This window comes from Vibrio tetraodonis (genome assembly GCF_003350295.1).
GTDB lineage: Bacteria > Pseudomonadota > Gammaproteobacteria > Enterobacterales > Vibrionaceae > Vibrio > Vibrio tetraodonis.
Window position 1 is genome coordinate 14,670 of sequence record NZ_QLYY01000020.1, and the last position, 23,506, is coordinate 38,175.

The following is a 23,506-nucleotide window of genomic DNA, read 5'->3' on the forward strand; positions in this document are numbered from 1 at the left end:
TCTAGGAGAAAAAGTAATGTTGCAAATCTATTGTCCGTATTGCGATGAAATACGAGAAGAAGATGAGTTTCACTACGCCGGAGAGGCGCATATTGTCCGGCCTCTTGAGCCAGAGGCAGTGACCGATGAAGAATGGGGTAACTATCTGTTTCACCGAAAAAATAACAAAGGCTCGCATCAGGAAATGTGGTCGCACAGTGCGGGGTGCCGTAAGTTTTTTAATGTTGTCCGCAATACAGTGACTTACCAGATAGAAGAGGTGTACAAAATGGGCAGTAGCTCTGCTTTATTGAACAAAGAGGAGCAGCACAATGACTGAGCTTAACAGGCTTGAGAAAGGCGGTCGTATTGAGCGAGCACAAAGTATCACATTCTCATTCAATGGTAAGCGCTACACAGGTTGCAAAGGCGATACTATTGCGTCGGCCTTGCTAGCCAATGGCGTTGATGTAGTGGGAAGAAGTTTTAAATATTCTCGTCCAAGAGGAATTTTGGCCGCTGGAGCAGAAGAGCCCAATGCCATTTTACAGGTCGGCAGTAGCCCATCGACCACTATTCCCAACATTCGCGCTACTCAGGCTGAGTTATATCAAGGCCTGACGGCGACTTCAGTAGCGGGTTGGCCAAGTGTGGAATTGGATATGATGGCAGGGGTTGGAAAGGTAGGGGGCGCCATGATGCCACCAGGCTTTTACTATAAAACGTTCATGCAACCTGAAAGCCTATGGCCAACTTACGAGAAATACATCAGAAAGGCCGCAGGTATAGGCAAAGTTCCAGCAGATCAAGACCCAGATCAGTACGATAAGCTTAATCACCATGCCGATGTGCTGATCATTGGTGCAGGGCCAGCTGGACTTGCGGCCGCAAAAACCTTGGTCGGTTCTGGCCTGCGTGTGATTGTTCTAGATGAGCAAAACGAATTTGGTGGCTCGCTACTGTCTAGTACTGAAGCGCTTGATGGTAAACCTTGCATGGACTGGGTTGCTGAGACTTTGGGACTTTTGTATTCAGATCCTAACTTTACCTTGTTGGCGAGAACGACGGCTTTTGGCTACTACGACCATAATTTTGTCGGAGCGGTTGAAAGGCGCAGCGATCATTTAGGCGAAAACGTATCGGGAATTCGCCAGCGTTTGCATCGCATTCGAGCTAAGAAAGTTATCTTGGCGACGGGGGCTTTGGAAAGACCACTGGTTTTTGCCAATAACGACGTGCCAGGGTGTATGTTAGCGTCTGCTGTCTCTACTTACATTAATCGTTATGCTGTTGCTTCGGGAAGCAAGCTTGTGTTGATGACCACTAATGATCACGCGTACCAAACGGCGATTGATTGGCATAATGCAGGACGGGAAGTCGTGGCTGTGGTTGATACTCGGCAGGAATCAAACGGCGATCTCGTTTCAAAAGCGCGTAGCTTGGGCATCAAGATACTAAAGGGTAAAGCGGTCATAGAAGTCTCTGGTAGCAAGCGAGTGACAGGGGTTAAAGTCGCTGCCCTTAACTTTGACGGCAGCGAAGCTATCGGTAAAGCAACCCAGCTGACTTGCGATACTGTAGCAAGCTCTGGTGGTTGGAGCCCTGTTGTTCACTTATCCTGCCACACAGGGAGCAAGCCTATCTGGAACCCAGATATCGCAGGCTTTGTTCCCGGCCCTGCCTCTCAAAATCAACTCTTTGTTGGTGGTACAGTGGGAACCTACTCATTAGGCGCTGTCCTAGAACAAGGTGCTGGGGCAGGGCTAGTCAGTGGTGAGGAATTGGGCGGAGCGCTAATCGAGGACAACTTCATTACCCCTAAAGCTCATGAATACAATGAGTCACAGCTAATGGCGCTATACCATATTCCTCATATTAAACCGACCAGTCGAGCGCCTAAGCAATTTGTTGATTTTCAAAATGATGTAACCGCTGCGGGTATCGAGCTTGCCACAAGAGAAGGCTTTGAGTCGATTGAGCATGTTAAACGTTACACCGCGATGGGATTTGGTACCGATCAAGGGAAAACATCCAATATCAACGGGATGGCTATCGTAGCCAAAGCGTTAAATCAAACCATCCAAGAGACAGGCACAACCATTTTTCGCCCTATGTATACGCCAGTAACCTTTGGTGCGTTAGCTGGAAGAGATACGGGCAAATTGTTTGACCCTGCAAGATTTACCGCAATTCATGAGTGGCATGTAGCTCACGGGGCAAAGTTTGAAGATGTGGGGCAATGGAAGCGGCCTTGGTATTTTCCTAAGCAGGGTGAGAGCATGCAGGATGCACTCATGCGTGAGTGTATGGCAACCCGCCAAAGCATAGGTATTTTAGATGCATCCACACTTGGAAAAATTGATATTCAAGGTAAGGATGCAAGAGAGTTTCTCAACCGAATTTATACCAACCCTTGGTCAAAGCTTGCTCCGGGCCGCTGCCGATATGGCGTTATGTGTAAAGAGGATGGCATGATCTTCGATGATGGCGTGACTTCTTGTATCAATGACAATCACTTTATTATGACTACCACGTCTGGTGGAGCGGCTGCAGTTCTCGAATGGTTAGAGCTATGGCATCAAACAGAGTGGCCAGAGCTAGAAGTGTATTTTGCCAGTGTGACAGATCATTGGGCAACGATGACAATATCTGGTCCGAATAGCCGATTTTTGCTCGAAAAGTTGGTGGATGGTTATTATGTGTCCAATGACGCTTTTCCTTATATGAGTTGGCAGTCATTTAAGGTAGCTGGCGTAGATGCGCGAGTATTTCGTATCAGTTTTACTGGTGAGCTGTCTTTTGAAATTAACGTGCCAGCCAATTATGGCTTATATGTGTGGGAACAAGTCATGGCTGCTGGAGAGGAGTTTGGTATCACGCCTTATGGCACCGAAACCATGCACATTCTCCGTGCCGAGAAAGGCTTTATTATTGCAGGGCAGGACACAGATAGCTCGGTATCTCCGCAAGATATGGATATGAACTGGATCGTCGGTAAAAACAAGACGTTTAGTTATATCGGTAAGCGCTCATGGGAGCGTGAAGATAACCAGCGGCAAGATAGAAAACAGTTTGTTGGACTGCTAACTAAAGACCCAAGTGTCGTATTAGCTGAAGGTGCCCAAGCGGTCTTTGACCCAAGTGAGCCAATCCCAATGACAATGGTTGGGCATGTTACATCAAGTTATTACAGCCCGATACTGGATCGCTCTATTGCATTGGGCGTTATCAAAGGCGGTTTGTCTCGGGTAGGCGAAAAGGTTTATTTCCCGCTGCCTGATGGAACATCAGTAGAAGCTGAAATTACCACCTCTGTATTTTATGATCCAAAAGGAGAGCGCCAAAATGTCTGATATCACTCTTGAAGCTAGGGCCGACAACAAAGTCGCCTCTCTCAGCCCTAAAGAGCAATGGATGCCCCGAGAAGCTTCACCTCTCGCCCATGTGGAATTTATAAAACCTGACCAACTATATCAGGAGACGAGCGTTGACATCCGTGAGATAAAAGGTTTAACCCACTTTATCTTGAGGGGAAAAACAGAGAACCCCGCTTTTACTTCTGGGGTTGAAAAGGCGCTTGGCGTAGCGCTTCCAGTTGCACCGAGAACGTCCGTTCAAACCGATAGTCTGCGTGTTTTCTGGCAATCTCCTGATGAATGGTTGATTATTGGAGAGCCTAATTCAGCGACGGCAATCGAATTAGCTTTGCATCAGCATTTAGAGGGGCATTATGCGGTCACTGAAGTGAGCAGTGGTCAAACTCTTCTGAGGCTGAGCGGGGCAAATGCTGAAAATGTAATAAAAAAATCAACCTTGTATGACGTCCATATCCGTCAGTTTCTGATAGGCCATGTGGCTGGAACCACGTTTGCCAAATCACAAATTCAAATTCGGCGTATTGGTGAACAGGCATTTGAGCTTGTTGTTCGTCGAAGTTTCGCCGACTACCTATGGATGTGGCTAATGGATGCAGGGCGTGAGTATGGTGTGGTCTTTCATAAAGACTAGCCAGGCAACCAGTCGCCAAACCGATCTGGTATTGGCGACTTATAATAACAGTCTTAAGGTGACTTAATGAATCAATCAAATTCCAACTACATTTTAACCGCAAGCTGTCCGAGCCGTATTGGGACAGTGGATGTAGTGACCCGCTTTTTATGTGAATCTGGATGTTATATATCTGAGTTAAACTCTTTTGATGATGAGTTGAACCAGCGCTTTTTTATCCGAGTCGAGTTTGCTCAAGAGGGCAGTGGAAAGTTTGATGAGCAAGCTTTTAAGCAAGGTTTTGGTGAACGCAGCAAAGCCTTTGATATGGAATGGGAATTGACCGATAAGAGTTACAGACCATCTGTGGTGATCATGGTGTCTAAATATGACCATTGTTTGAACGATTTACTCTATCGCTATCGCACCCATAATCTGCCTGTTGATATCAAAGCCGTGATTTCTAATCATGAAGATCTGAGATCATTGGCGCAATGGCATGATATTCCTTACCACTGCTTTCCTATTTCCCATGAGACCAAGTCACAACAAGAAGCACAGGTGCAAAAAATATTGGATGATGTCGGTTGCGAGTTATTAATTCTTGCCCGATACATGCAAGTTTTGTCTGATGAAATGTGTGAACAATGGTCACGAAAAGCCATTAACATTCATCACTCTTTGTTACCCGGTTTTAAAGGCGCAAAACCTTATCATCAAGCTTATGATAAAGGCGTGAAACTCGTCGGAGCCACAGCACACTATGTCAGTAGCGACCTAGATGAAGGGCCAATTATTACTCAAGGTATGGCAAACGTTAATCATACCTATTACCCCAAAGATTTGATCAAAAAAGGTAAGGATATTGAAGCGCTAACGCTCGCCAAAGCGATTCAATATCATATTGAAAAGCGTGTATTTTTATTTAACGACAAAACGATAGTTTTTGAACGTTCCTAACTTGTTTTATCGTCTATTCGGCTAAGGCCGGTATTTTCGCACTGTAAGTTCAAGAAAAACTAAAGCAAGCGATAGCTCGACCTGTCACCTCAGTGACAACAAAAGTCGAGCTAGGCTTTTTGCACCCCAAATTTCGCATTCAAACGAGAAATAAGGAAGATTCTGTATGACGAAAATAGATAAAGCCTCTAAGCCTAGCTTAGCCATGGCGATAGCACCTATCGCAATTACTCTTTGTATTTTGGCGATACAACTTTTTGTTTTTAATGATTTTACGCCTCATATACCACTGATTGTTGGTATTAGCGTTACCGCTTTTTTGGCTTGGTTTAGAGGTTATCGTTGGCATGATATTGAAGATGGTATTTTACATACGGTTCGTCTTGCGATGCAATCTCTCGCTATCTTAATGTTGGTCGGTATGATAGTTGGTATCTGGATTGCCAGTGGCACTGTGCCTTTATTGATACAATATGGCCTGACTATGCTCAATCCACAGATATTTCTGGCGGCAAGTATGGTGTTGTGTTCTATCGTTTCTTTGTCTCTTGGCACCTCTTGGGGGACGGTTAGTACGGTTGGATTAGCCTTGGTGGGTATTGGCGCTGGCTTTGATATTCCGATTTATTGGACGGCTGGAGCTGTGGTTTCAGGCGCGTTTTTTGGCGACAAAATGTCCCCCTTATCGGACACAACGAATTTAGCCCCTGCAGTAATCGGTGTAGACCTCTTCCAACATATAAAAAACATGTTGCCCACTACAGTTCCTGCCATGTTAATTGCATTTGGTATTTATCTATTCGTTGGTCTCAATAACGGCCCTTTGGGAGACGATGCATTAAGTCAGATACACCTGATTAACACCAATATTGAAGCTAATTTCAATTTATCTGCTTGGCTTTTAATTCCCCCTTTTTTAGTGCTCGCGTGTTCTTTCTTTAAGCTACCTACATTACCTTCTTTGTTTGCTGGTGTGGTGAGCGGTGCTGTTATTGCACACTTTATGCAGAATGTGTCTTTGCATGAGTTATTTCAATATGCACAGAGCGGGTATCAAATACAAACTGGGGTGTCAGAACTTGATAGCCTGCTTGCAAGAGGGGGCATTCAGTCAATGGCATGGGTGATCACTTTGATCATGATATCGCTTGGTTTTGGTGGTGCACTGGAAAGAACCCGATGTTTGGAAACTATCGTTGAGGCGATATTGAGCAAAAGCTGTTCGTTCTTTCGTCTCCAAGCCTCAGCACTGGGTACATCAATAGCAACCAATTTAGTGGCTGGGGATCCATATCTATCCATTAGTTTACCTGGGCGGATGTTTGTGCCTGTGTATGAAGCAAAAGGTTACTCTAAGCTGAATTTATCTCGAGCTGTGGAAGAAGGAGGAACGCTTATTTCGCCGCTTGTCCCTTGGAATGCTGGTGGCGCTGTGGTGATCAGCGCATTAGGGCTTGGGATTGCCGAGGGGAATATAGAAAACTTACTCTACATACCTCTCGCGTTTGCTTGCTGGGTATCGCCAGTCATTAGCCTGATATACGCGTCGACGGAGCGATTTGTTATGCGAGAAGCAAGTTATAGCTGAGTTTATTTGGCCCTATTTTTATTGTTAAAGGTGCTTGACCTTACCCTTAGGGCAAGGTCTATCCTCAACCTTCAAACCAAGGGATACTATGCAGCACTCACTTAAACACACATTGATCACGTTACTCAGTATCTTAGCCATGCTGATGACAAGTTATGTGTCTAGTGCAATGGCAGCAAATAGTATGCCTTCCGCTTTGATGCCATCGAGTGACATGCCTTGTCATACTCAAAAAATTAGCTCTTTGGCCACATCAACCGAAAGCGCTCAAACAAGTCCCAATGAGAGCTGTCATTCAATGGCTAACTCGTCATTTGGTGGCTCTGATAAAGCAGTATCAGACACTATGACTCATTGTCAGGGAGCAAACTCAAGCATTGATAACTGCTGCCCTTCAGTTTGTTCCGGCGTGCTATACCCAATAGGTACGCTCGGCTCGTTGGATATAGTGCCTATCTCATTAGCTCTTCATCAATCACTCAAATTGGATCTGGCTGTCGCACATATCGATGGCTTACTGCGCCCACCCTCCTTGTAGTTCAATCCTCATTTTTGTTCGTAGGTAAACTTACGCGCTCTGCTGATCAGACATTAGCGCGCATAAGATCACATATATATTCCAAAAAGGGAAAATAATGAAAAAGACATTTATTTCACTATTTCTATTGGCTTTAACAAGCTCGGTTCAAGCAGACGCTGGCCATTCTCAGGCTGGTGCGAAGGACATGTCACAAGTTGGTATGCCAGCAAAGGGTGCTCAGCCAGACAAAGTTATTCATGTTGTGCTTAATGATGACATGACGATTCAATTTAAAAAAGAGGTCAATATAGAGCCTGATGATGTGGTCCAGTTTGTGGTGATGAATGTTGGAAAAATTGACCACGAGTTTACCATTGGCTCAGCGAAAGAGCAGCTAGAGCATAGAGAAATGATGAAATCTATGCCTCACCACATGCACGACTCAGGCAGCGCTGTAACTGTTAAGCCAGGGGAAGCAAAACAGCTACTTTGGCACTTTCATGGGGACAATAAGGTGGAATTTGCTTGTAATATTCCAGGACATGCTGAAGCGGGTATGGTGAAAAAAGTCACCTTGTAGTGGTATAAGCCATGTTGTGGTTCGCCAGTGAATCGGAGATCTGGCGAATTCATCAGGTAGTAATGATAGTATCAAAAGCAAACCAACACTAATGATGTAAGTCAACGAATAACAGTGTTATTGCCAGTTACAATGGAAAACGGTTCGCAGTGTGATTACCAAAATCTATATGGGTAATGGTGAATCGGGCTGTCTATTCCCATAATTAGTCCAAACTTGAAGTTGTGATATGTACTGGCGAAACAGGGCAAAATTGAAGAGTCTGATTCGCTACAAAGCGTTAATTTTCTGCATATTGTTTAGAAGAGACACTTGTTCAGGAAAAGCTGTGATACGCAACCTTTTTTCTAGCTGTACATAAGCTGCGCTTTTCGGTAGCATGTCGCTCCTTCTTAATTTCCCTGACTGACAAGGCTTGAGCGGCATATAAACGCTCGGACATCATGCGTAGTATTCACACCAACATAAAACCTGAGTTTGAGCCTTTATTATCTGAGCTAGCGATACACGCTTTACTTCATCTAAGAACCAATTACAGCGCTAAAGCATTAGCGCACAAATCTCGGTCTGAAATTAATGATATTCTTTCTGCTTGGCTTAATAAAGCAGGGAATAGCAAGAAATACAAACCCTTTAAGAAGAAAATACGTTCTCTAGTGACTCATGCTCGTTCACAGCGCTTAGATATGGAGTCGATGCTAGATAATTTATTATCACCTTTATATGGTGATGAGCTTCCTCATTTGGATAGTTTCCTTCTGCTTATTAATATGCTTGAAAAAGAACTCAATACGACGGTATTGGTATCAAGCCCAGAGAGTGTTGATTTGTCCTATAACTCAACGAGCTGTTTACTTTGTGTTTTGTCACCAGATCTTAATGTGCATTTTGATAACAGAAATCGCTTAACCAAGGGTATTTCAATGTTATTTCGTGGTTCTCGAGGGGAAAAACACGCCATATTGCGTATCATATACGCATCTTCGATATTTGAGCATAACGTCGATTATGAAGATGAAGACTTTCTACGCTTCTGTCTAACCCTTAAGTAGCCTATTGTTACCATTAAATAATCTAAAGTGAAAAATAATGTGCTTTTGTGCGCCGAAAAAGCGATCGCGTGTTTTGGTCTGGCTCGCCTAACTACGGCGCATCTTCCTTTTAAGTGATAAATAAAACAATAGCGTCTATGCTTGTTATATCGGCATGGAGTATTTTGTTTAATCCATGTTTGCGATTGGGAATGAAAGGCAGTTCTGTCTCCTTTATGACTTTCACTTCCCAGCTTATAAAACGGCAGCCATTAGCTGCCGTTTGTTTTGCTCAATTATATGGCGATTTTGGTAAGTGTTAATTTTCCCCATAGTCTCTTTACCCTTCAAATTTTCATCTATTTATTAATCTTTGTGTAACTAGGTGTGGTTTTTGCTCATTTGTCGCACTAAAGAGACAGTAATTACTATCTGCTCGGACCACTTTTTGTTTATTTTCCTATCTAATACCACGTCCTTAACAAATTGTTGACATCAATCTGATTGGGGCGCTCAGAGGCGTTTAATCCTTCTAGAGAGCAATATAATTATAGTTTTGTTACTAGCGTGACTATTTCCTATTGAATCCATCATTTTGATAATAAATCTTGAGGTGATTAAGCGTAAAAACGCATCACCAATTTATGTCTAACTCTATCCATATAAAGAGGCAAGAATGAACACAAAGCAGTGCTCCTTGTTAGCAGTGTCCATCCTACTCGCCAGCCAAGCACACTCGGCAGGCTTTCAAGTGGCGGAGCATTCCGCATCCGGTTTAGGTCGAGCATTTTCGGGCGAAGGCGCTATTGCCGATAATGCTAGTGTGTTGGCTCGCAACCCAGCAGCCATGATGAGGTTTGAGCAAGCAGCCTTTTCAGGCGCCATCTCTTTTATCGATCCAGAAATTGATGTCAAAGATGTCAGCAATAATGAGCAATCCAATGACATCGCGCCTTTTCAGATTGTGCCTGCGAGCTACTACATAGCGCCAATTAATCAAAGCTGGGCTTGGGGTCTTGGTTTATTTACCAATTATGGCGTTGCGACCGACTACCCAACCGATATCTCAGCGGGTGATATGGCGGGTAATACCTCGCTGCGTTCAGTCAACTTAAACCCTAATGTTGCCTATCGCTTAAATGAATCATGGAGCTTTGGCGTAGGTGTAAATTTGGTTTATGCCGAAGCTGAATTAACCCGCTATAAAGGCGAAACCACGACCGCGAGTGGTGGTGATGCTAATGATAAATTAATCGGTATGACGGGGGAGACGTTTGGCTATGGTTGGAATATCGGCACCTTATATGAGCTTGATGAGGATAATCGCTTTTCTTTAGCTTATCGCTCTGCGGTTAACTTAGATTTTGATGAGGGTAAATTTAGTTCTTATAGTTCAGGGATTGCCACAGAGCCTACGGTGACTGGGCGCCTTAAAGTTGAGTTACCAGCGATTATTGAGTTTTCTGGTTTTCATCAGTTGAACTCCCAGTGGGCTGTACACTACAGCTGGCAGCGCACGGATTGGAGCACCTTTACTAAGCTTGAAGCCACTAATCCAAACTGTACCTTTGACGGTGTCCCAGGTCGATGCTTCTATAAAGCGGAAGACTATAACGATAATGATCGTTTATCACTCGGCGCAACATACCAACTCAATAAAGAATGGACCTTAAGAGCTGGCTACGCCTTTGATGAGCAAGCCGGTAAAGCGACACTAAGCATTCCAGACAGTGATCGTCATTGGTATAGCACAGGTTTCACCTACCAATGGAGCCCAGCTTTATCCTTTGATGCAGGCTTTGCGCTGGTATTAAGTGATGATGGTTCGTTTAAAGAAACGAATGCTTTAAAAGAAGAGCGCACTTTTGAGTCACAAGGTCGCGCCTTTATCTCCTCGATACAAATCAATTACGCATTTAATTAAGGTCTAAGGAATGACAAATCTTAAGAATATATTTCGCCTGACGTTATTATGCTCTGTTGCAATTCTTGTTGGTTGCGGAGATGGTAAAGGTAGCTCTGGTACAGAACCAGACTCGTATATCGGTGAATCTTTATCTCGAAGTACCACCGTGAGAATGTATCTTGGTGGCGGCAATAAATATGTACCTTTGAACAATAATATATTACTGGATGGTCAAACAGGTATGTTAAAGGTTCTGTCTGATAAAGAACGAGCCAATAGTGATATTAGCGATCCCAAATTCGCACTCGGTTACGCTGATGGTTTTTCAACCTCTATGCCAATATATATTTCTATGGATGGTAGAGGTTTTGGTGATCATTCAGAGATTACAGAAGGGGTAAGCTTATTTAAAATTACTAAACCTCTAACTAACAACGCCGTATTTCACGAACGCCCACAAAAGTTAGCAAATGATGAATTTCAAGTGTTTGGTAGAGGTGACAAACTTGTTGTGGTGCCAGCTAAGCCCTTTGAGCCAAGCGGTGAATATGTATTGGTGTTAACCAATCAAATAAAAGATGTTAAAGATGAGCCTATTGGTATGTCTGGCTCATATGCAGGGTTAAAGTCGCACCCTTATACTGATGGTGTACTCGCTTATGTACAAAAATTAGTAAAAGCTCAAGAGGCTATTGCTCAGGCTGGTGGTATTGATCCCCAAACTATCGTTTATTCTGCTTGGTTTACTACTGGGTCAGTTGGCGATGTGATGGTTAAAACAGCCAGTGAGTTGTTGAAGCTTAAAACACAGAGCACAGGAGCATTTAAGTTAGAAAATGCAAACCCTAGTAACCTAGATCTTTCATCAATTTACTCTTTGACACTAGACAAAGATGATGGTGGTGAGGTCAAAACGCGGGCATTTACGGCCGCTCTGGATGATGAAAAAGTATTTAGTGTCGCAGGGAGTGACGGTGAGAAGTTTAAGGATGGACTAAAGAGTTTATACATAGCGTTACGTAAAGACTTGGGTTTGGTTAGGGTTACTAAAGGTAAGGTGACACTGCCTTATTTTCTAGAATCTGGTAGTGCATTTGCCGTCACGCCTTTTGAGCCTGCGGCGCCTGGAGCTTCGTTTGTTAGCCGTTATTCGCCTATTCCAGTGATTAAATCACTTAAGGACGTGGAGTTTACACTATTTACTCCAAAAGACACTCAGGTTGATGGTATAGTAATTTACCAGCATGGTATTACTTCGGTAAAGGAAGATGTCTATGCCTTTGCAGCAAATCTAACTGAAAGGAATTTAGCTGTAATTGCTATTGATCACCCTCTTCACGGAACTCGAGCGCTAACTCTAGGTAATAATCAATTGATTGTAACTGATAAAGAAAATCCACTTTATTACCTAAATTTAGCAGCCTTACCTGTTGCTAGAGACAACCTAAGGCAGAGTGTTTTAGATATTCTTGGGTTGCGATTAGCTTTGGAAGGTAAATATCTTCATATTCAAAATGATAAGGTAGAGCTTGAAGTATCTGACCCTGATTTGGGAGTTCCAGCTGATGTTACTGTGTTGGACAAAACTAACATAAAGTTTCTTGGTCATTCTCTGGGAGGAATATTGGGTAACACGGCCGTTGCAATAGGGAGTGCAACCGAATTGCCGCAATATGGCTTCAAGTCTGCTGCATTTGCAAAGTCAGGAGGCCACATTGCTGAGCTTTTATCCATATCAGGTAAATTTGGAGACGTTATCAAAAAATCACTTGCAGCAAAGTTGGGACTCCCTGTCGATTCACAAGAATTTGAAACTAAGTTTGCTCAGTTCAAAATAGTTGCTCAAACTCTAATGGATACTGTAGACCCTCACTCTGTGGTGATGGCGGGCCGCTACCCAACAGACGTACCTACACTGCTGCTACAAGTCGAGAGCGATGATACCGTACCAAACCATGGCTTTGCTCTTGATAAGACTCCGCTGGTTCCGACGGCTCATTTCGTAGGTACAGAAGGCTTACGAAAAGGCTTTGAGCAAGGTGATACGAATGTTGTAAGACAATTCGCTTCTTTTAAAGGAGGAGATCATGCGTCGTTATTTGTACCTAATTTTGAAGATTCAGATGATATGATGGTTCAACGTCAAAAAACTACAAATACCTTCGCTATTCGAAATTTAGTAGTAGACTTTCTATCTCTCAAAGAAAATGAAACCTTAGATGTTGATCCAAGCTTTGCAACCCTTGAATCGTTACCAGTTATAGATTAGTTAAGTTTAAGTTATTAATCTAAATGCAAAATTAAAATTACTCAATTGAACTATAATAACACTACAGGCGGCGGAAACGTCGCCTTATTTTTAATCAAAATATTGAGTGAGGCGGATATGGAAATGCACCAGCACTCGATGCCCGATTTGTTTATGCAGCTTGGACTCGAGAGCTCAGATGACAACATACGTGAGTTTGTAAAAACACACAGCGGCTTGGTGGTCGGCACTGTACTTCATGAAGCTTTTTTTTGGTCTCCTTCTCAGGCGGCGTTTTTGAAACAGGCCATAGATGAAGATGCCGACTGGGCTGAGCTTGTTGACCAGCTTGACGCTATGCTAAGAGGCTAGGCTCTTTTTACAAGCTAGCCAATGGCTTGCTTGGCCCAAATCATTTGGCTTACTAGGTTGTGTAGTAAGCCTTTTTTATATCTTTCTATGCGCTTTTCTGTGCCGATTCTTGATGTTAAACCCTAAACTTCCGCGAATTGCTCCTGATTGTTCATATTAACTCTTAAGATAAAAAATCAGACTTAGATCGTGTTTTGCCACTTCTTTAAGAAAATAATAGTCTCTGACTTGAAAACGTGACTAGAGGCCCCATTTCAAATACTGTTGTCTGATTGACGTTTTTTTTAGCGGTTAGTGGAGTTTTTAGGTCAGAAGGCGAAGTGATGTTGGGTATAGGCTCGACAGTGACCGAACAGGTCGGTAGAATGCGGCGTCTGAATTTTATCCTGAGGCTAATCGGAGATAGCTTTTGAGATTAAATCGATAAAGATATCACTAATTAGTCCGGTGACTGACTCGTTTAGTTATCGATTCTCGATTTACAAGTAGTGCTCTTTGAGTACCAATAAAGATGAACTTTTTACTGGGTTCATACGCTCAGTTTCAATTCTGAGCCAGTTTTGAGGTTAATGAATAATGCAAGTTACTGTTGAAACGCTAGAAGGCCTAGAGCGCCGTCTTAACATTACTGTTCCAGCTGCCAACATCGAAGATGCTGTGACAGCTGAACTGCGCAACATCGCTAAAAACCGTCGTTTCGATGGTTTCCGTAAAGGTAAAGTGCCATTGAAAATGGTTGCTAAAATGTACGGCAAAGCGGTACGTCAGGACGTGATGGGTGAAGTGATGCAGCGTCACTTCATCGAAGCGATTGTTAAAGAAAAGATCAACCCAGCGGGTGCACCTGCGTTCGCACCTGTAGAAAATAAAGAAGGTGAAGATCTTGTTTTCAACGCAACTTTCGAAGTTTACCCAGAGGTTGAACTGAAAGGTCTAGAAAATATTTCAGTTGAAAAACCAACCACTGAAGTTCAAGACTCAGATGTTGAAGAAATGATCGAAACTCTTCGTAAGCAGCAAGCTGCTTGGGTTGAAGTTGAAGAAGCGGCTGAAGAAGGTAAGCGCGCGACTATCGATTTTGTTGGTTCTATCGACGGTGAAGAGTTCGAAGGTGGTAAAGCTGAGAACTTCCCATTAGAAATGGGCTCAGGTCGTATGATCCCTGGTTTTGAAGATGGTATCACAGGTAAAACTGCGGGTATGGAATTTGACATAGATGTGACTTTCCCTGAAGACTACCACGCTGAGAACTTGAAAGGTAAAGCGGCTAAGTTTGCTATCAAAGTTATTAAAGTTGAAGGTCGTGAACTTCCTGAAGTTGATGACGAGTTTGTTGCTAAGTTCGGTGTTTCTGAGGGCGGCATTGACGCACTAAAAGCTGAAGTACGCAAGAACATGGAGCGTGAACTTAAGCAAGCGGTTAAAAATCGCATCAAAGAGCAAGCTTTAGAAGGTCTAGTTCAAGAAAACGAAATCCAAGTACCAGCAGCTTTGATTGACCAAGAAATTGGTACTTTACGTCAGCAAGCAGCACAGCGTTTTGGCGGTAACCCTGATGCAGCAGCTCAGCTTCCACGTGAACTGTTTGAAGATCAAGCTAAGCGCCGTGTTATGGTTGGCCTACTGCTTGGTGAAGTGATCAAGTCTGAAGATCTAAAAGCTGACGATGACAAAGTCAAAGCCTTGATCCAAGAAATGGCGACAGCTTACGAAGATCCTTCAGAAGTGATTGCTTACTACGAGCAAAACACTCAGATGATGGATAACATGCGCAATGTTGCTCTTGAGGAGCAAGCGATTGACGCCATTATCTCTAAAGCTCAGGTGTCTGAAAAAGCAGTGAGCTTTAACGATCTAATGAACCAACAGCAGCCTGCTTAATAAGCAATATCTTGCCTATAAGGTTGACGGAACGTTAACTCTTCTGCTAACAATGGTCCGTGTGGTATTTATCATCCGGACCATTTATTTTAGGGACATAACAATATGAGCTACCAAGAAAAAAATGCAATGTCACCCATTCTAGACGCACTGGTACCCATGGTGGTTGAACAGACCTCTCGTGGTGAGCGCTCTTACGATATTTATTCTCGCTTATTAAAAGAGCGTGTGATTTTCCTAACAGGTCAAGTAGAAGACCACATGGCAAACCTTGTGGTGGCGCAGTTACTTTTCTTAGAATCAGAAAATCCTGATAAAGATATTTTCCTCTACATCAACTCGCCTGGTGGCAGTGTTACGGCTGGTATGTCTATCTATGATACTATGCAGTTTATCAAGCCGAATGTGAGTACAGTATGTATGGGACAAGCATGTTCTATGGGTGCGTTTTTGCTCGCAGGCGGTGCACCTGGCAAACGTTATGTGTTGCCTAATTCACGAGTGATGATTCACCAGCCACTTGGCGGTTTCCAAGGGCAAGCATCCGATATTCAGATCCACGCTCAAGAAATATTGACCATCAAACAAAAGCTCAACAAGTTACTTGCCGAGCATACAGGTCAACCTCTTGATATTATTGAACGTGATACCGACCGAGATAACTTTATGGCAGCTGATCAAGCTGTTGATTACGGTTTGGTTGATGCTGTACTGACTCATCGCAGCGAGCAATAATTGCCAGAGCATTTTGGCTATAATTGATATACACTCAAATCATAATGAGTAAAGGCTAAGAGGTTAGCGAATGACAGATAAAAGCAAAGAGAGCGGTAGTAGTAAACTTCTTTACTGTTCTTTCTGCGGCAAAAGCCAGCACGAAGTTCGCAAGCTAATCGCAGGCCCATCCGTATACATCTGTGACGAATGTGTTGACTTGTGTAACGATATCATCCGAGAAGAAATTAAAGATGTGTTACCGAAGAAACAATCTGAAGCACTGCCTGTGCCGAGAGAAATTCGTGACCATCTCGATGATTATGTGATTGGCCAAGATTACGCTAAGAAAGTGCTTGCTGTGGCCGTATATAACCACTATAAGCGTTTACGTAATGGAGATACGACCAGTGAAGGGGTAGAGCTCGGTAAGAGTAATATTCTGCTTATTGGTCCCACTGGTAGCGGTAAGACTCTGCTGGCTGAAACGCTAGCTCGTTTCCTTGATGTACCGTTTACCATGGCTGATGCTACAACGCTTACTGAAGCAGGTTATGTCGGTGAAGATGTTGAAAACATCATCCAAAAACTGCTGCAAAAGTGTGATTACGACGTAGCGAAAGCCGAACGCGGCATTGTCTATATCGACGAAATCGATAAAATTTCACGCAAGGCTGAAAACCCTTCAATTACCCGAGACGTTTCCGGAGAAGGTGTTCAACAAGCATTACTGAAATTGATTGAGGGAACGGTAGCTTCTGTTCCACCTCAGGGTGGCCGTAAGCACCCTCAACAAGAGTTTCTTCAGGTAGATACCTCTAAGATCCTCTTCATCTGCGGCGGTGCGTTTGCTGGTTTAGATAAAGTGATCGAACAGCGTGTTGCTACAGGCACGGGAATTGGCTTTGGCGCTGAAGTTCGTTCTAAGGACGAAACGAAAACCGTTGGTGAACTATTTACTCAGGTCGAGCCAGAAGATTTGGTGAAATATGGCTTGATACCAGAGTTTATCGGTCGCTTGCCAGTGACAACAACATTAACAGAGTTGGATGAAGAAGCACTTATCCAAATCTTGTGTGAACCTAAAAATGCACTAACGAAACAATACGCAGCATTGTTTGAGTTAGAAGATTCTGAGTTAGAATTCCGTGAAGATGCACTGCGCGCCATAGCGAAAAAAGCGATGGAGCGTAAAACTGGTGCTCGCGGCTTACGTTCTATCTTGGAAGGGGTTTTACTTGAAACCATGTATGAACTGCCATCAATGACAGAAGTAAGTAAAGTTGTTATTGATGAGTCGGTTATCAATGGTGAGTCTGAGCCTTTATTGATTTACAGCAACGCTGACAATCAAGCAGCAGGTGCAGAATCTTAAGTGAGATTCACATAAATTTAGGATTAAATTGAGGAGGTAGTGATTTACCTCCTTTTTTTTGTTCTTTCGTTGAATCCAACCAATTAGCCCCCATATAATCCTCATAAGACTAAGCGGAAGAGAGAAGAAGAAGAATATGAACTTGGAACGTTCCGAACGTATCGAGATCCCTGTACTACCTCTAAGAGACGTAGTCGTTTACCCGCACATGGTAATTCCTTTGTTTGTTGGACGTGAAAAGTCAATCGCTTGCCTTGAAGCTGCGATGGATAACAACAAGCAAATACTGCTGGTTGCCCAGAAAAAAGCGGAAACTGATGAACCAACTAAAGATGATTTATTCAGCGTAGGCACGGTTGCGACCATTCTTCAATTACTCAAACTCCCTGACGGAACCGTTAAGGTGTTGGTTGAAGGCCAGCAACGCGCAAAAATACATAGATTTGCTGAGGAAGAATTCTTTACAGCAGATGCAGAATATTTAATGACTTCTGAGCTTGATGAACGGGAAGAAGAGGTCATTGTTCGTAGCGCGATCAATCAGTTTGAAGGTTTTATTAAACTGAATAAAAAGATCCCTCCAGAAGTATTGACATCACTCAATGGCATTGATGAAGCCGCTCGCCTTGCCGATACCATTGCAGCTCATATGCCTCTCAAACTTTCGGATAAACAAATTGTTCTAGAAACTATTGATATTACAGAACGTTTAGAGTTTTTGATGGGGCAGATGGAATCTGAGATTGACTTACTGCAAGTTGAAAAACGCATCCGTACTCGGGTGAAGAAGCAGATGGAGAAATCTCAGCGAGAGTACTACCTCAATGAGCAAATGAAGGCTATCCAGAAGGAACTTGGTGAAACTGAGGATGGCGTTGATGAGTTTGAAACACTCAAACAAAAAATCATTGACTCAAAAATGCCTCAGGAAGCCAGAGAAAAAACAGAGCAAGAACTTCAAAAGCTAAAGATGATGTCTCCAATGTCTGCCGAAGCGACAGTAGTACGTGGATACATTGATTGGATGCTAGGGGTTCCATGGTTCAAACGTTCGAAAGTGAAAAAGAACCTTGCTAAGGCTGAAGAGGTTCTAAACGAAGACCATTATGGTCTTGAGCGAGTTAAAGAACGTATCCTTGAATACCTCGCTGTGCAAAACCGCATCAATAAACTAAAAGGGCCAATTCTGTGTTTGGTTGGGCCTCCGGGTGTGGGTAAAACCTCTCTAGGACGTTCTATTGCGGCTGCAACAGGTCGAAAGTACACACGCATGGCGTTAGGTGGAGTGCGTGATGAAGCTGAGATTCGCGGTCACCGCAGAACTTACATTGGTTCAATGCCAGGTAAGCTTGTACAGAAAATGTCAAAAGTTGGGGTGAAAAACCCACTGTTTCTACTCGACGAAATTGATAAAATGTCTTCGGATATGCGTGGTGATCCGTCGTCAGCATTACTTGAAGTGCTTGACCCCGAGCAAAACAATGCATTCAATGATCATTATCTAGAAGTCGATTATGACCTATCAGATGTAATGTTTGTGGCAACCTCTAACTCCATGAACATTCCCGGGCCTCTACTAGACCGTATGGAAGTGATTCGTCTATCTGGTTATACAGAGGATGAAAAGCTCAATATCGCTAAACGTCATCTTGTTGATAAGCAGATTAAACGTAACGGACTTAAGCCTGATGAGTTAGAAATCGCAGACTCAGCCATTATTGGTATTATCCGCTACTACACCCGTGAAGCAGGCGTACGTAACCTAGAGCGTGAAATTTCAAAAGTTTGCCGTAAAGCAGTGAAAAATATTTTGCTCGACACCAGTTTGAAAACGGTCACAGTGACCATGGACAACCTAAAAGATTACTTGGGTGTTCAACGTCATGACTTTGGAAAAGCCGACGACAGCAATCGTATTGGACAGGTAACAGGTCTCGCTTGGACAGAAGTTGGTGGTGATTTACTGACGATCGAAACCGAAGCTATGCCTGGTAAGGGAAAACTCACGCAAACGGGTTCGTTAGGGGACGTTATGCAGGAGTCTATACAGGCTGCAATGACGGTTGTTCGCTCGCGAGCGAATAGACTAGGCATCAATAATGACTTCTACGAGAAACGCGATATCCATGTTCATGTTCCTGAAGGTGCAACGCCTAAAGATGGTCCAAGCGCCGGTATTGCTATGTGCACAGCGCTAGTCTCAAGCTTGACAGGAAACCCTGTTAGAGCAGAAGTGGCAATGACAGGCGAGATCACTTTGCGGGGAGAAGTGTTACCTATTGGTGGCTTAAAAGAAAAGCTTCTAGCAGCACATAGAGGTGGCATCAAAACAGTGCTTATCCCGAAAGATAATGAGCGAGATTTGGAAGAAATCCCAGATAACGTCATTGCCGATCTCAGAGTTATACCTGTGCAATGGATTGATGATGTCCTTAAGGTCGCCTTAGAAAAAGACCCGTCAGGTGTCGAAATTGCGGCTGTAAAATAGTGATGTGCAGCAAAAATAAATAAAAGATTAGGCTGATAAGCACAAAAAGGCTTGTCAGCTTTTTTTTTGAGAGCTAACGTTACCCACATAGCCTCAGGCCTTGTTGGGTAAGGGATGAGGTTAGTTTTAAATTGGAATGGAACGAAAGCTGCCTTTAAAAATTACCATTGGTGGCGCAAAGGGGAATTACAGTGAATAAAACTCAATTAGTAGAAAAAATTGCACAAAACGCTGACCTTTCAAAAGCGTCAGCAGGTCGCGCACTAGACGCGTTTATTGAAGCAGTGGGTGATACACTTCAATCCGGTGATCAGGTCGCTTTAGTGGGATTTGGTACGTTTAGTGTACGCACTCGAGCGGCACGTACTGGTCGTAACCCAAAGACTGGTGAAGAAATTAAAATTTCGGCTGCTAACGTACCCGCTTTTAAAGCAGGTAAAGCACTGAAAGATTCTTGCAACTAAAGTCTGCTGGTCTTTAATGCAAATTATTAGTTGAAAAATAGCCAATATCGGCAGTTCTATCGAACCTTTTTAAAATATGCGCATCATACTGATGCGCATTTCTTTTTCTGATATCATCGCGCTATCTGATTTTTATTTGTAACGTATGTCGTGATAGTTTTCGCTCTAACTAGAACGGACTGCACGTGGAGAGTGTTTAAATTATGATGGATCGATTACGCGAGGGCGCAAGCAGCATCGCGGTTAAAATTATCCTTGGGATTATTATCCTGTCTTTTGTGTTTGCCGGTGTAGGCAGCTATATCGTAGGTGGAGGTAACAACTCTGCTGCGAAAGTTGGTAATACTGAAATTGGTCGTGGTGAGTTTGAACAAGCTTACCAGAATGAGAGAAACCGCATGCAAGCCCAGCTTGGCGATTATTTCTCAAACTTGCTGGCCGATCCGAGCTATGTTGCGTCTTTCCGCAAGTCTGTGCTTGATCGTATGGTTAATGATCTGCTTCTAGAACAGCACGCTCAATCGTTAGGTTTACGTGTTAGTGACCAACAGGTTAGAAACATGATTGTGGATATGCCTCAGTTTCAAGTTGAAGGGAAATTCGACCAAGAAGTGTATCAAGCTACTTTGCGCCGTGCTGGATTCAGCCCTGATAGCTTTGCTGAGTATTTACGTCGTGATTTAGTCAGAAACCAATTATTGAGCGCTATACAGGGCAGTGACTTTTCTCTAGAAGGTGAAGTGGAAGCTCAAAGTAAACTGCTGACCCAAACACGTGAGATTAAGAAAGTCACTCTGTCACTTGCAGACTTTGCTGCCAAAGCAGAACTGTCCGAAGACGAAATTAATGATTATTACACGCAAAATTCTGACAAATATACTCGCCCAGAGCAGGTCAAACTTTCTTATATTGAGTTGTCAGCTCAGCAATTAAAAGACGCAATTGAGATTTCTGATCAGCAGGCAGAAGAATATTATCAGCTACATCTAGACAAGTATTCCTCAGAGGAACAACGTCGCGTAAGTCACATTTTAGTTGAAGGTGACGACAAAGCGAAAGCGCAGACAATTCTAGATAAGGTAAATTCAGGTGGTGACTTTGCTACATTGGCTGAAGAGAGTTCTGATGATATAGGTAGTGCTTCAGAAGGCGGCTCTTTAGGTTGGATTGAGCGTGATGTCATGGACCCAGCGTTTGAAAAAGCGGCATTTGCTTTGAAAAAGGTTGGTGATGTAACGGGCTTGGTCAAATCAGACTTTGGTTACCACATCATAAAATTGGATGAGTTCAAGAACTCTGTTTCCAAGCCTTATAAAGAGGTTGCTAAAGACATAAAACAAGAGCTGCAAGATCAAGAAGCGATTGACCAATTTTATGCATTGCAGAGCAAATTGGAAAAAGTAGCTTTTGAATATCCAGATGCTCTTGATGATGCTGCTAAAACGATCAACGCCAAGATTCATACCACGGATTTTGTCTCTGAATCGGATGTTCCTGAATTATTGAAAGGGCCTGAGGTATTACAAGCAATTCAAAGTCCTGAAGTCAAAGAAGATGGCCTTAACTCAGAAGTTATCGAAGTAGCACCCGAACACGTGGTTGTGGTTCGTGTAGAAGATACACGTGAAGAAAAAGTGTTACCCCTAGATGAGGTTCGTGAACAAGTTGTGGCGTCTTTATCTAAAGTGAAAGGAGAGCAAAGCGCGATAGAGCTGGCTGATAGTCTTGTCGCTGACCTTAAGAAAGGCAGTCAAGACTTAATGAAGACGAATGGTCTTGTATTTGGCGATTCAGAAAGCATTGATCGCAGCTCCCCTCTTGCTGAAGTTGTCTTCGCAATGAAGAAACCAGAACAAGGTCAAGCCGAGTTTGGTCAAGCCAAAGACTTTAATGGCGACATTATTGTTGTAGAATTGACTGAGGTGAAATCTGATGTGGATGAGCAGTACAGTCAACAGATTGGCACTCAATTGACTCAGATGAATGCTCAGCAGGATTTATCCGGGCTCATCAGTATTCTTCGTAAAACAACAGATATCAAATATTATGCGGTTACCCAGTAACACTGCTGGATGAAACTGATAGTATTGTTACCAAGGGCTGCTTTCGCAGCCCTTTTCAATTTAGTGACATGCTCCTTTTGTCTAGTCTGATATGACTTATCGTATCTAGTGCTTGATTAAACTTAAGGAGAAAATTCTATGATACGTAACTTTACGACCACTATTTTAGTGATGTTGGCGTGCTACAGCTCAATTGTGTACTCGCAGAATGCGCCAGCAAATGAAAAATATTCACAGATAGAAATTACGGTAAATATTAATACCGCTCAAGCCGATGAATTGGCGACCACTTCTCAGTGGCGTAGGCCTGAAAAAAGCGCAAGCAATTGTTAAGTACAGAGATGAAAATGGGCCATTTCAGCGGGTTGAGGACTTGGCTCAAGTTAAGGGGATAGGAGATTCTCTGGTGGACAAAAACCGAACTCGTATCCAATTATGAGACACAGGAGTGCTACGCGCTCCTTTTTAATTGAATTACCTTTATTACCTCTGGTACAGCTAGATGAGAACCACTATAATTTTACGCCAAATGATAAACTGCGCTGGTGCAGTTGCTTTCAATTAATGTGGAGTAATACATGTCGTCTCATACGCCAGTCGTCACTGTTGATGGACCAAGTGGTGCGGGTAAAGGTACTCTTTGTATGCTTTTGGCAAATAAGCTAGGTTTCCAACTATTAGACTCGGGAGCCATCTATCGAGTTTTAGCTCTAGCAGCAATTCACCATGGCGTCGATCTCGAATCAGAGGAGGCATTGGTTCCCTTGGCTACTCATTTAGATGTTCAGTTTGTTGCTGAGGGTGAGTTGGTGAAAGTAATTCTTGAAGGCGAAGACGTCTCTGGAGAGTTACGCAAAGAAGAGACAGGTATGGCTGCGTCAAAAGTCGCTGCTTTCCCAAGGGTCCGTGAAGCTTTACTTCGCCGTCAAAGGTCATTTGCCATCGGTTCAGGTCTAATTGCTGATGGCCGAGATATGGGGACTATCGTATTTCCGCACGCAGAAGCCAAGATATTCTTAGATGCTAGTGCTGAGGAGCGCGCACATCGTAGGCTCAAACAGTTGCAAGATAAAGGTATAAATGTTAAATTTGGCGACCTTTTGTGCGAAATACAAGAGCGTGATGACCGCGATCGCAATCGCCCTGTGGCGCCATTGCGGCCTGCTGATGATGCGCTCTTGCTTGATTCTACTACCATGACTATCGACGAAGTAGTAGGAAAAGCGCTACAATATATCGAATCTAAGTTGGCAGTATAAACTGCCAAGTAAGGACGTTGGTCGCATGGATGATGATCAGCGAAGCTAATAACCCCATGTGGTAGGATACCCGTGGACGTTTAATTTATTG

18 protein-coding genes and 1 pseudogene are annotated in these 23,506 nt (G+C 43.3%); all 19 read left to right on the forward strand.

The features are described from left to right. The first annotated feature begins 16 nt into the window (after positions 1-16). The 19 genes and pseudogenes from DPF90_RS15260 to cmk all read left to right on the forward strand — a co-directional run bounded on the left by DPF90_RS15260 (position 17) and on the right by cmk (position 23,415). Positions 17-319, forward strand: coding sequence for a sarcosine oxidase subunit delta (locus DPF90_RS15260; RefSeq protein WP_114787197.1), 303 nt, complete (start codon positions 17-19; stop codon positions 317-319). Next, complete coding sequence (locus DPF90_RS15265; RefSeq protein ID WP_114787198.1) at positions 312-3,332, forward strand: sarcosine oxidase subunit alpha; 3,021 nt, start codon at positions 312-314, stop codon at positions 3,330-3,332. Before DPF90_RS15260 ends, DPF90_RS15265 begins: the two co-directional genes overlap by 8 nt. After that, positions 3,325-3,987, forward strand: coding sequence for a sarcosine oxidase subunit gamma (locus tag DPF90_RS15270; RefSeq protein ID WP_162814047.1), 663 nt, complete (start codon positions 3,325-3,327; stop codon positions 3,985-3,987). Before DPF90_RS15265 ends, DPF90_RS15270 begins: the two co-directional genes overlap by 8 nt. A 66-nt stretch (positions 3,988-4,053) precedes the next feature. Beyond that, on the forward strand, positions 4,054-4,926 hold the full coding sequence (gene purU / locus DPF90_RS15275; protein WP_114787200.1) for a formyltetrahydrofolate deformylase: 873 nt from the start codon (positions 4,054-4,056) through the stop codon (positions 4,924-4,926). Between the two features lie 166 nt (positions 4,927-5,092). Continuing rightward, positions 5,093-6,514 (forward strand): Na+/H+ antiporter NhaC, encoded by a 1,422-nt coding sequence (nhaC, locus tag DPF90_RS15280; protein WP_114787201.1) that lies wholly within the window; start codon positions 5,093-5,095, stop codon positions 6,512-6,514. An 88-nt stretch (positions 6,515-6,602) separates the two neighbouring features. Then, positions 6,603-7,052, forward strand: coding sequence for a hypothetical protein (locus DPF90_RS15285; RefSeq protein WP_114787202.1), 450 nt, complete (start codon positions 6,603-6,605; stop codon positions 7,050-7,052). 97 nt (positions 7,053-7,149) lie between these two features. Next, a complete protein-coding gene (copI, locus tag DPF90_RS15290; protein WP_114787203.1) occupies positions 7,150-7,614 on the forward strand; it encodes a copper-resistant cuproprotein CopI in 465 nt (154 codons plus the stop codon). 443 nt (positions 7,615-8,057) lie between these two features. After that, positions 8,058-8,666 carry a DUF2913 family protein gene (locus DPF90_RS15295; RefSeq protein ID WP_114787204.1) on the forward strand — a complete coding sequence of 203 codons (609 nt, stop codon included), beginning with the start codon at positions 8,058-8,060 and terminating at the stop codon, positions 8,664-8,666. Between the two features lie 655 nt (positions 8,667-9,321). Continuing rightward, positions 9,322-10,569 (forward strand): porin, encoded by a 1,248-nt coding sequence (locus DPF90_RS15300; protein WP_114787205.1) that lies wholly within the window; start codon positions 9,322-9,324, stop codon positions 10,567-10,569. 10 nt (positions 10,570-10,579) lie between these two features. After that, entirely contained in the window at positions 10,580-12,820 is a 2,241-nt protein-coding gene (locus DPF90_RS15305) for a lipase (protein ID WP_114787206.1), read from the forward strand. Positions 12,821-12,937: 117 nt separating this feature from the next. Next, entirely contained in the window at positions 12,938-13,171 is a 234-nt protein-coding gene (locus tag DPF90_RS15310; RefSeq protein ID WP_114787207.1) for a DUF2789 domain-containing protein, read from the forward strand. A gap of 576 nt (positions 13,172-13,747) precedes the next feature. After that, positions 13,748-15,052 carry a trigger factor gene (gene tig / locus DPF90_RS15315; protein WP_114787208.1) on the forward strand — a complete coding sequence of 435 codons (1,305 nt, stop codon included), beginning with the start codon at positions 13,748-13,750 and terminating at the stop codon, positions 15,050-15,052. Positions 15,053-15,157: 105 nt separating this feature from the next. After that, positions 15,158-15,787 (forward strand): ATP-dependent Clp endopeptidase proteolytic subunit ClpP, encoded by a 630-nt coding sequence (clpP, locus tag DPF90_RS15320; RefSeq protein WP_114787209.1) that lies wholly within the window; start codon positions 15,158-15,160, stop codon positions 15,785-15,787. A 70-nt stretch (positions 15,788-15,857) separates the two neighbouring features. Next, positions 15,858-17,141 (forward strand): ATP-dependent protease ATP-binding subunit ClpX, encoded by a 1,284-nt coding sequence (clpX, locus tag DPF90_RS15325; protein ID WP_114787210.1) that lies wholly within the window; start codon positions 15,858-15,860, stop codon positions 17,139-17,141. Positions 17,142-17,277: 136 nt separating this feature from the next. Next, a complete protein-coding gene (gene lon, locus DPF90_RS15330; RefSeq protein WP_114787211.1) occupies positions 17,278-19,629 on the forward strand; it encodes an endopeptidase La in 2,352 nt (783 codons plus the stop codon). Positions 19,630-19,814: 185 nt separating this feature from the next. Continuing rightward, positions 19,815-20,093 carry an HU family DNA-binding protein gene (locus DPF90_RS15335; RefSeq protein ID WP_476756196.1) on the forward strand — a complete coding sequence of 93 codons (279 nt, stop codon included), beginning with the start codon at positions 19,815-19,817 and terminating at the stop codon, positions 20,091-20,093. A gap of 203 nt (positions 20,094-20,296) precedes the next feature. Then, complete coding sequence (gene ppiD / locus DPF90_RS15340) at positions 20,297-22,156, forward strand: peptidylprolyl isomerase (RefSeq protein ID WP_114787213.1); 1,860 nt, start codon at positions 20,297-20,299, stop codon at positions 22,154-22,156. Between the two features lie 171 nt (positions 22,157-22,327). Further along, positions 22,328-22,595, forward strand: a pseudogene (locus tag DPF90_RS15345) (ComEA family DNA-binding protein). Between the two features lie 139 nt (positions 22,596-22,734). Continuing rightward, the gene (gene cmk / locus DPF90_RS15350; protein ID WP_114787214.1) at positions 22,735-23,415 is read left to right on the forward strand and encodes a (d)CMP kinase; all 681 of its coding nucleotides are present in this window, start codon (positions 22,735-22,737) and stop codon (positions 23,413-23,415) included. Positions 23,416-23,506 lie beyond the last annotated feature (91 nt).